The 2,447-nt window shown below is 71.6% G+C and carries 2 protein-coding genes; both read left to right on the top strand.

Going from position 1 to position 2,447, the window contains the following annotated elements; genetic code table 11:
- Positions 1 to 1,266, top strand: a 1,266-nt coding sequence (locus D7V77_RS41545) for a glycosyltransferase family 4 protein (protein ID WP_233597556.1), incomplete at its 5' end; no start/stop codon positions are given.
- Positions 1,263 to 2,447: lipopolysaccharide biosynthesis protein (locus D7V77_RS41540; RefSeq protein ID WP_147452346.1), on the top strand; the 1,185-nt coding region annotated here is incomplete at its 3' end. The genes D7V77_RS41545 and D7V77_RS41540, both read left to right, overlap by 4 nt.

Below are 2,447 nucleotides of genomic sequence, written 5' to 3'. Positions count from 1 at the left end.
TGCCCCACCCCCTTCCCCAACCCTCATTCACAGGAGCCGCCTGACATGCGCATCGTCTATCTGCATCAGTACTTCAACACCCCCACCATGCACGGGGGCACGCGCTCCTATGAGCTCGCGCGGCGCCTGGTCTCCATGGGCCACGAGGTCCACATGGTGACCTCCGACACCCGCACGGACGGAGGCACGGGCAAGGGCTGGCGCGAGTCCAACGAGAGCGGCATCCAGGTGCACTGGCTGCCGGTGCCGTACAACAACGCCATGAGCTACCCGGACCGCATCCGGGCCTTCAGCCACTTCGCGGTCAACTCCACGCGCCGCGCCGCGCAGCTGCCCGCGGACGTCTTCTTCGCCACCAGCACGCCGCTCACCATCGCGGTGCCGGGCATCGCCGCGTCGCGGTGGAACAAGCGGCCCATGGTCTTCGAGGTGCGCGACTTGTGGCCCGCCATCCCCATCGCGGTGGGCGCGCTCAAGAGCCGCTCCGCCATCCTGGCCGCGCAGCTGCTGGAGAAGGCCGCGTACGCGGGCGCGGAGCACATCGTCGCGCTGTCGCCAGGCATGAAGGCGGGCGTGGAGGCGGCGGGCGTGCCGTCGGAGAAGATCACCATCATCCCCAACCTCTGCGACCCGGACCGCTTCCAGGTGCCGGCGTCCGCGGGCCAGGAGTTCCGGCAGAAGTACGCGTGGCTGGGGGACAGGCCCATGGTGCTGTACGCGGGCACGCTGGGGCTGGTGAACGGCGTGGAGTACCTGGTGCGGGTGGCCGCGGAGATGCGGAGGCTGGACCCGGAGGTCCGCTTCGTCATCATGGGCAAGGGCCGCGAGGAGTCCCTGCTGCACGCGCTGGCGGAGCGGCTGGGCGTGAAGAACCAGAACCTCTTCTTCCTGCCCAGCGTGCCCAAGGAGCAGGTGCCCGCGGTGCTGAGCGCGGCCACCATCGCCACGTCGATGTTCACGGACGTGCCGGGCATGCAGGACAACTCCGCCAACAAGTTCTTCGACGCGCTCGCCGCGGGCCGTCCGCTGGCGCTCAACTACGGCGGCTGGCAGGCGGAGCTGCTGGACCGGGAGGCCTTTGGCCTCAGGCTGCCGCCCAAGGACATCCCCGCCGCGGCGGCCATGCTGGCCAAAAGGCTGCGCGACCCGCGCTGGCTCGCGGAGGCCGGCGCGCTGGCCGGGAAGCTGGGCCGGGAGCGCTACTCCGCGGACATCGCGGCGAAACGGCTGTCAGAGGTACTGCAGCGCGCGGCGGCCCGGTCATGACAGCGCGCTCGGTGGGGAGCAACTTCGTCTGGTCACTCTCCGCCGGGCTCATCTATGCCCTCGCGCAATGGGGCGTCCTGGTGGCCTTCGCGCGGCTGGCCACCATGGAGGAGGTGGGCCAGTTCGCGCTCGCCCTGGCCATCACCGCCCCGGTGCTGCTGATGTCTCGCATGCAGCTGCGCACGCTCCAGGCCACGGACGCCCGGAGCGCCTTCGGCTTCGAGCACTACCTGGGCCTGATGGTGCTCAACGTCGTCGCGGGCGTGGCGATGTGCTGCGCCATCGCCACGGGGATGGCGGACTCGCTCCACGCGGGCTGGGTCATCGCGCTGGTGGCGCTGGCCAAGGGCTTCGAGGCGGTGAGCGAGGTCTTCTACGGCGCGCTCCAGAAGGTGGAGCGGCTGGGGCTCATCGCCCGGTCCACCATCGCCAAGAGCGTGCTGTCCGTGGTGCTGGTGCCGCTGGCGCTGTGGCTCACGCACAGCCCCATCGCCGGCGCGGCGGCCATGGCCTTCGCCTGGGCCATCGTCCTCTTCGTCTTCGACGCGCGGGCGCTCCGGCGCGAGTTCCCCGGCGTGCGCCCCTGGAGCACCCTCTGGCGCACGCCGTGGCGCACGGAGGGCACGCGGCTCAAGGCGCTCTTCCTCCTGTGCTGGGTGCTGGGCCTCACCGCGCTGATGGGCGCGCTGCGGCCCAACATCCCCCGCTACCTGCTGGAGGCACACGCGGGCCATGCGGAGCTGGGCATGTACGCCGCGCTCGCGTACTTCGCCGCGCTGGGCGGCCGCGTGGTGCATTCACTGGGGCAGGCGGTGAGCCCCCGGCTGGGGCGCTACCACGCTGCGGGGGACGCGCGCCGCTACGGCAAGGTGCTGGTGGGCTTCACGGCGGCGTCCGCGGGGGTGGGCCTGTGCGCCATCGCAGGTGCGGCGCTGCTCGGCCGGTGGGCGCTGACGCTCTTCTACGGCGCCGCCTATGCCGGAAATCTCACGTTGTTCGTCTGGCTGATGGGGGCGGCGGCGCTGGAGTACGTCTGCTTGAGCCTCGCGGTGGGACTCACCGCGGCGCGCGAGCTCAAGGGCCAGGTGGTGCTGCTCGTCGTCTCCGTGGCCGTGGTCGCGCTGGGCAGCGCGGTGTGGGTGCCGCGCGTGGGCCCGGTGGGGGCCGCATGGGCCCTGGGG

It is taken from the genome of Corallococcus sp. CA041A (genome assembly GCF_003612075.1).
In the GTDB taxonomy this organism is placed as follows: domain Bacteria; phylum Myxococcota; class Myxococcia; order Myxococcales; family Myxococcaceae; genus Corallococcus; species Corallococcus exiguus.
The sequence above is the reverse complement of the archived record's forward strand: the minus strand, read 5'-3'. Positions and strand labels throughout refer to the sequence as shown.